We start from the raw sequence: 6515 nt of genomic DNA, 5'->3' as shown, positions 1-6515 counted from the left end.
CCGGGACGCCGGCCGCGCGAAGGGCATCGGCCACCCCCGCCACCAGCGGCACCTCGGGGCCGATGACGACCAGGTCCACCTCGAGCCGCCGCGCCAACGCGGAGACCGCCGAGGGATCCGTCACCGACGCGTCGTGACACGTGGCCTGCACCATGCCGGGGTTGCCCGGCGCGGCGTGGAGCTCCGTCACCGCGGGATCCGCGGCGAGGGCGACGAGGATGGCGTGCTCACGGGCACCGGAACCGATCACGAGAATTCGCACAGCGACCACAGTAGTCGCGCCCCCGGGCGACGTGACCCGGCACGGCCGGTGCAGGCGTCGTCGGGTGGACCTCAGCTCGGCAGGTCGGTCGCGATCCCGTCCGGCAACGTGGCCTCGTCGCGGACCCGCAGCCCCTCCGCGGTGAGCATGTCCGTCATGCAGAGATCGAGCGTGCGCGCCGTCGCGTGGTCCGCCTCCGGGGTCCCCATCGGCTTGAGCCCGAACATCGCGTGCGAACAGAGGCCGTCGATCCCCGCCCACAGGACGCGCTGGTCCCTGATCCTCGTCCCCGAACGGAAGATCCCCGCGGCGATCCCGCGGTCGACGATCTGCTGCATGATCTCGGCGACGTCCGAGGCCGCGAACGCGACCGTCGACGACTCCCCGAGAGTCTCGACCATCATCCGCGCCCAGGCGGGCTCCGCGACAGTGAACTCCACGATCGCGATCCCCGCGTTGCGGAGGTCCAGGTAGGCCGCGAGCCCCGGGGCCGACTCCGCGCCGGTGACCCCCGGGAGGGCGACACGCTCACCCATCGCGGCGAACCCGCGGGCCGAGACCTCCTCGACCAGCTGCTGCCGGTTGGTGAAGTGCCGGTAGGCGGCGGTGGCCGACACCCCGACGACCGGCGCGATCTCCCGCAGCACGATCGCCTTCTCCCCCGAGGACCGCGCCCGCGTGGTGGCCTCGTGGATGATCGCGTTCCGCAGGTCACCGTGGTGGTAGGACTTCTTCTTGACGGTGTCGTCTGCCGTCGGTGCCGTTGCCTCGATCATCTGCCGTCCCTCCGCCATCCTCTAAGGACCGTTCGCCGCTCGTTGTCCGGGTGGCGTACCCCTCATTACACCACGAGCCACCGCGCATCAGCGGCAACCGGCCGCCCCGGGTACGTAGGCTGGGAGCATGTCGACCGTTTTCAGCAAGATCATCTCCGGTGAGCTGCCGGGCAGGTTCGTCTGGGAGGACCTCGAGGTGGTCGCCTTCCTCACGATCGCGCCCGTCGCGGCCGGCCACACCCTCATCGTCCCGCGAGAGGAGATCGACCGCTGGACCGACCTCGACCCCCGGCTGTGGGCGCGGCTCAACGAGGTCGCCCAGGCGGTCGGCGAGGCCGTCGTCGAGGGTTTCGGGGCGTCACGGGCCGGCTATCTGATCGCGGGGTTCGAGGTCCCACACACCCACATCCACGTCTTCCCCGCCGACGACATGTCCGGCTTCGACCTGTCCCGCGCGGACCCCGACGCCCCGGCGGAGGAGTCGGACGCGGCGGCCGCGACGATCCGTCGCGCTCTGCGGGAACTCGGCCACGACGAGTTCGTTCCCGGGGACTGACCGGCCCACCCCGACTCGCCGCCCCGGTGGTCGGGTCGGGCGGGTGACCGGCTCAGTGCCCGAGCGCGCGCGCCACCTCGCTCATGTCCAGGTAGTCACTCCATTCCCGCACCAGGCCGTCGCGCAACGTGAAGAACGCGCCCGCGCTGAGCTCGACGGCCTGCCCGTTGATGGTGAGGAACATGGTCCTGCTCATCGCGACGGTGTCACCCGATGCCATGACCCGGTGAATCTCGACACGCACGTTTGTGGCGACCTCTCGGTTGAACTCCATCAGGTGCGCCACTCCCTCTCGCCCGCGCGCCTCATGAGACCCCTCGATCCGCAACACGATGTCGGGCGTGCACAGAGCGGTCGTCGTGGTCACATCCCCCCGGAACCTGGCTTCGACGAGCGCCCTGACCACCGCGGCGGCGTCGACTTGATGCTCCTCCCGGTCCACCGGACCGCCCCCGTTCACCGTCTACTCCGCGATCGCGTTCAGCGTGCGCAAGTCCTTGTAGTCCTCCCAGCGCGTGACCACACCGTCCGCGACATCGACGAAGGCCAGTGCCGGGATCTCCACGCCGCCCTCGGGCAGGGTGTAGGTCTCGAGTCGCCGGAGGGCAACGGTCCCCGCTTGCGCCACCACCGACAGGACGGCCACGTCGAGGAACCCGGACATACGGGCGACATCCTCGATGATGTCACGCACTCCGTCGTGCCCCTCGTAGAGACGGAGGTGGCCGCCGTTGGAGTAGACGATCGACGGCGAGGAAAGGGCCAGCGCGGCGTCCACGTCACATGAGGTGACGGCGCGCATCCACGCCTCGGCGATCCGCCGGGTGGACTCAGCGTCCACGCCCCCGTCCACGTCTCCGGAGCCCTCGCCGTCGCCGTCGCTGAACACCTGTCACATCCTACCCAGAAACCTGAGAAAACTAAACGTATACCGCCCGCGTGCGTGGCGTGCACTCCCGGCTCCACCGGGCGGCGGGTGAGAGCTGGAGACGAGACTTGAACTCGCAACCGCCCGATTACAAGTCGGGTGCGCTACCAATTGCGCCACTCCAGCACGGCTCCGGCACGGCCGGGGTCCGGGTCACATCCTAACCGGACCCCGGGCCGCGCTCTCGACCGCCGCGGTCTTGACTACGGTGTCCACGTGGAGATCCGCGACGCACCCGCACCGTTCACCCGCCCCCTGGCGTGGCTGGGTCTGCGCAAGTCGACGATGGACCTGGCGGTCGAGCCGCCCCTGTCCCCGATGGCACCGGTCGACCTGGACGACGACGGCGCCGTCACCGACGTCCTGAACCTCGCCCTCGAGATCGCCGGCATCCTCCTGTCCTCCGGCGAGGGCGCGGCGGACACCGTCGCCCAGGGGGAATCGGTCGCGGCGGCGTTCGGCCTGCCGGGCGCCACCGTCGAGGTCACCTTCACCTCGTTGACCATCGGCGTGAACCGCCGACGTGGTCGCCCGCCGATCTCCGTCATCCGGGTGGTCAACTACCGCACGATCGACATGACCCGGGTGACCCGTGTCGCCCGGCTCACCGACCTCATCGTGCGGCGCCAACTGACCGTCGAGCAGGCCACGGCGGAGGTCGAGCAGATCATCGCCTCCCCGCACCCCCACTCGTTCCGGGTCGCGGTCCTGGGGTGGGCGATGCTCGGTTGCGCGGTCGTCATCCAACTGGGTGGCAGCCCGCTCGCCGGACTCCTGTCCATGGTGTCGACGTTCGCGCTGATGTACGCCAACCGCTATCTGGACGGCCACCGCCTCCCGAAGTTCTTCCAGCAGATCGTCGGGGGGTTCATCGCGGCCGCCTGGGCGCTGTTGGCCTACGTGTTCCTGAGCGACAACTTCGTGGACATCCAGCCATCCACACTCGTCGCCGCGGGAATCATCGTGCTCCTCGCGGGGCTCACGCTCGTCGGCGCGATCGAGGACGCCATCACCGGGTTCCCCGTGACGTCGGCCGGCCGCGGCGTGGAGACGATGATCCTCACCGGAGGGGTTCTCGGCGGCATCACGATCGCCCTGGCGGTGTTCGCGCGGCTGGGCATGTCCCCGCCCCCCATCGACCCGACCATCTCCGGCAACGCGCCCCTGTATCTCGCCGTCTTCGCGGCGGGGGTCGGGGCCGCCGGCTTCGCGGTGGCCAGTTACGCCACCGTGCGTGCGACGTGGCTCGCCGCGGCGGTCGGGGCGATCGGGATGGTCATCTTCCAGGTGGTCACGACGACCGGGCTGGGCGTGGTGGTGGGTTCCGCGCTCGCGGCCTGTGCGATGGGGTTGTTCGGCGGCATCCTCGCCCGTATCGCGACCGTCCCGCCACTGATCGTGACCATCGCGGGGATCACACCGCTCCTGCCCGGGCTGTCCGTCTATCGGGGACTGTCGGCCCTCACCAGTGACCAGACCGGTATCGGTGTGGGACTGATGTTCCAGGCCCTGGCGATCGCGGTGGCCCTGGCGGCCGGCATCGTGTTCGGCGAATGGGTCACGCGTAATCTGCGCAGGTCCGCCGCCGCCGACCAGTGACGTAAGATGACGTCGGACGCCTGAGCCTACACGGGCCCTGCGTCCCATACCGACCACGGGAGGACACACATGGCATCCGCCGCAGCGGCCAGCAAGGAGCCCGAGCTCGACGTCGACCTCGAGCCCGTCGCCGACGAGACCGCATATCAGGCCCAGAGGATCGTGGCCTCGTACGCCGCAGACGCCGACGAGTGCCTGATGCTGCTCGAGATGCTCGGGATCGGCCCCGAGAAGGTCGACCCTGCCGACGTCGACTAGCCGCATCACAGCGATCACGGAAGGGACGGGGATGACGCGCGCGACCGAGCAGACGCCGCCGGACGCCGGTGCGGACTTCGTCGTCGTCGCCAATCGGCTACCCGTCGACCTCGTCCGTGACAAGGACGGCCGGGAACACTGGAAGGCCAGCCCCGGTGGGCTGGTGACGGCCCTGGAGTCCATCCTCAAGGCCAACCACGGCGCCTGGGTGGGTTGGCCCGGCGTGGCGGACGCCGCCCCCGAGCCCTTCGACGCCGACGGCATCCGGCTGCACTCGGTCACACTGTCCGCCGAGGATGTCGGGCTCTACTACGAGGGGTTCTCCAACGGCACGCTGTGGCCGCTGTTCCACGACGTGGTGGTCCCCCCCGAGTACCACCGCGAATGGTGGAACGCCTACGTCGCGATCAACCGCCGGTTCGCCGAGGCCACCGCCGCGGCCGCCGCCACCGACGCCACGGTCTGGGTGCAGGACTACCAACTCCTGCTGGTCCCCCGCCTGCTACGTGAGATGCGCCCCGACCTGACCATCGGGTTCTTCCTCCACATCCCGTTCCCCCCCGTCGAGTTGTTCATGCAGCTGCCGTGGCGCACGGAGATCGTCGACGGGATGCTCGGGGCCGATCTCGTGGGCTTCCACCTGCCCGGCGGAGCCGACAACTTCCGGATCCTCGCCAACCGACTCGGCGGCCACCCCTCCGTTCGGCTGCGTTCGACCCGGGGTCGGGCGTCCGAGATCCGCGTGGACGACCGCAGGGTCCGGGTGGGGGCGTTCCCCATCTCGATCGACTCGGCCGCCATCGACGCCGCCGCCCGCGACCGCGACACCCGCGCCCGCGCGGAACGCCTGCGTACCGAACTCGGCTCACCAGAGATCCTGTTGCTGGGCGTCGACCGCCTCGACTACACCAAGGGGATCGACGTCCGGCTCCGCGCGCTGGAGGAGTTGTTCGAGGAGGGGAGACTCGAGACCGCCGACGTCACCCTGCTCCAACTCGCCACCCCGAGCCGCGAGAGGGTCGAGCAGTACCAGATCATGCGCTCGCGGATCGAGGAGTCCGTGGGCCGGATCAACGGCAGTTTCGGCGAGATCGGGCACCCCGTGGTGACGTACATCCACCGCCCCGTCCCCAAGTCCGAGCTCACGGCGTTCTACGTGGCCGCCGACGTCATGCTGGTCACCCCCGTGCGGGACGGGATGAACCTCGTGGCCAAGGAGTACGTGGCCTCCTGCACCGATGGCGAGGGCGCGCTGGTGCTGAGCGAGTTCGCCGGCGCCGCCGCCGAACTCCGGCAGGCGTACCTGTGCAATCCGCATGACCTGGAGGGGGTCAAGGACGCCATCATGGCGGCCGTCACCGAGTCGAAGGACGACCGGCGTCGTCGCATGCGGGCGCTGCGCCGACAGGTGTTGGGCAACGATGTCCACGCGTGGGCACGACGGTTCTTCGAGACCCTCGACGCGACGTCCGACCCCCCCGTCACATAGCGTTGAGTTCGCCCAGCTTCCACACCCCGTCCACCCGGACCATCTGGATGCTGAGCCTCGACGCCGAGCTGGCCGCCTCGGGCGCTTCCTTGGTCGAGACCATCCGGTTGAGCATTACCAGCACCGTCACGTTATCCGCGTCCACGACCTCCTGCGGCGCGGCGGCGGCCACGGTCGCGTAGACACTGGCCTCCTGCTGCTTGGCCGCCGAGGCCACGGTCGGCATGGACTGGTCGACGAACTCGGTCAGTGCCGGCTCGGTGAGTCGCTCCCGCACCGCCGCGAGTTCCGAGTCGACCGTGCGGTGATCGTAGGTGAACATCTGCGTGACGATCTCGCGCGCCGCGTCGGTGGCCTGCGTGGGGGCCGAGGCCACCTGCTGTTCGACGGCCGTGGCGTCCCGGGCCTCGAGATAGCGCCAGACGGCGATCCCGGAGAACACGAGCAGGATGACCGAGGCCACGGCCAGGGCCGCCATCAGTCGGCGTCGCCGGACCGGGTCCATCGGTTCGGTCGTGGTGGCCCGGCGAGGAGTGCTCTGCCCGGAGCCGGCCGTCGGGGTCGGACCCGACCGTGAAGGCGGCATCGAGTCGGCGTCGCGGGACGGGGTGGGCGCGGTCCCGGGAGCAGTGGCCTCGCCGCGGGGC

At 70.1% G+C, this 6515-nt stretch carries 9 protein-coding genes and 1 tRNA gene; 4 read left to right on the top strand and 6 right to left on the bottom strand.

The window, feature by feature from the left end; all coding sequences use genetic code 11:
• Together G6020_RS09100 and G6020_RS09095 are read right to left on the bottom strand one after the other, a co-directional pair.
• Positions 1 to 262 (bottom strand): phosphoribosylamine--glycine ligase N-terminal domain-containing protein (locus G6020_RS09100; protein WP_347238341.1); only part of this gene is annotated, 262 nt, incomplete at its 3' end.
• Between the two features lie 71 nt (positions 263 to 333).
• Complete coding sequence (locus G6020_RS09095; RefSeq protein ID WP_182610393.1) at positions 334 to 1038, bottom strand: TetR/AcrR family transcriptional regulator; 705 nt, start codon at positions 1036 to 1038, stop codon at positions 334 to 336.
• A 127-nt stretch (positions 1039 to 1165) separates the two neighbouring features.
• On the opposite strand from G6020_RS09095, the gene G6020_RS09090 reads away from it, so the two are divergent.
• Entirely contained in the window at positions 1166 to 1594 is a 429-nt protein-coding gene (locus tag G6020_RS09090) for an HIT family protein (protein WP_182610392.1), read from the top strand.
• Positions 1595 to 1646: 52 nt separating this feature from the next.
• On the opposite strand, the gene G6020_RS09085 is transcribed toward G6020_RS09090, so the two are convergent.
• From G6020_RS09085 to G6020_RS09075, 3 genes are all read right to left on the bottom strand, one after another.
• Positions 1647 to 2054: a nuclear transport factor 2 family protein gene (locus G6020_RS09085; protein ID WP_304814125.1), complete on the bottom strand. Its 408-nt coding sequence runs from the start codon at positions 2052 to 2054 to the stop codon at positions 1647 to 1649.
• Between the two features lie 3 nt (positions 2055 to 2057).
• A complete protein-coding gene (locus tag G6020_RS09080; protein ID WP_182610391.1) occupies positions 2058 to 2483 on the bottom strand; it encodes a nuclear transport factor 2 family protein in 426 nt (141 codons plus the stop codon).
• Between the two features lie 92 nt (positions 2484 to 2575).
• Positions 2576 to 2648, bottom strand: a tRNA-Thr gene (locus tag G6020_RS09075).
• 90 nt (positions 2649 to 2738) lie between these two features.
• Here G6020_RS09075 and G6020_RS09070 point away from each other — a divergent pair.
• The 3 genes from G6020_RS09070 to G6020_RS09060 all read left to right on the top strand — a co-directional run bounded on the left by G6020_RS09070 (position 2739) and on the right by G6020_RS09060 (position 5868).
• The gene (locus G6020_RS09070) at positions 2739 to 4121 is read left to right on the top strand and encodes a threonine/serine exporter family protein (protein WP_182610390.1); all 1383 of its coding nucleotides are present in this window, start codon (positions 2739 to 2741) and stop codon (positions 4119 to 4121) included.
• A 69-nt stretch (positions 4122 to 4190) separates the two neighbouring features.
• Positions 4191 to 4379, top strand: a complete 189-nt coding sequence (locus G6020_RS09065; protein WP_107748799.1) for a hypothetical protein — start codon at positions 4191 to 4193, stop codon at positions 4377 to 4379.
• 31 nt (positions 4380 to 4410) lie between these two features.
• Positions 4411 to 5868 carry a trehalose-6-phosphate synthase gene (locus G6020_RS09060; RefSeq protein WP_182610389.1) on the top strand — a complete coding sequence of 486 codons (1458 nt, stop codon included), beginning with the start codon at positions 4411 to 4413 and terminating at the stop codon, positions 5866 to 5868.
• On the opposite strand, the gene G6020_RS09055 is transcribed toward G6020_RS09060, so the two are convergent.
• Positions 5861 to 6515 (bottom strand): hypothetical protein (locus G6020_RS09055; RefSeq protein ID WP_206682221.1); only part of this gene is annotated, 655 nt, incomplete at its 5' end. The two genes, G6020_RS09060 and G6020_RS09055, sit on opposite strands and share 8 nt — an antisense overlap.

This window comes from Dietzia sp. B19, assembly GCF_014145155.1.
Taxonomy (GTDB): Bacteria; Actinomycetota; Actinomycetes; order Mycobacteriales; family Mycobacteriaceae; genus Dietzia; species Dietzia natronolimnaea.
This window is presented reverse-complemented; position numbering and strand designations above follow the sequence as displayed.

Excerpts from the sequence above, each read along its gene's own strand:
- G6020_RS09095 (WP_182610393.1), bottom strand. The coding sequence starts at position 1,038 with ATGATCGAGGCAACGGCACCGACGGCAGACGACACCGTCAAGAAGAAG.
- G6020_RS09090 (WP_182610392.1), top strand. The coding sequence starts at position 1,166 with ATGTCGACCGTTTTCAGCAAGATCATCTCCGGTGAGCTGCCGGGCAGG.
- G6020_RS09065 (WP_107748799.1), top strand. The coding sequence starts at position 4,191 with ATGGCATCCGCCGCAGCGGCCAGCAAGGAGCCCGAGCTCGACGTCGAC.
- G6020_RS09060 (WP_182610389.1), top strand. The coding sequence starts at position 4,411 with ATGACGCGCGCGACCGAGCAGACGCCGCCGGACGCCGGTGCGGACTTC.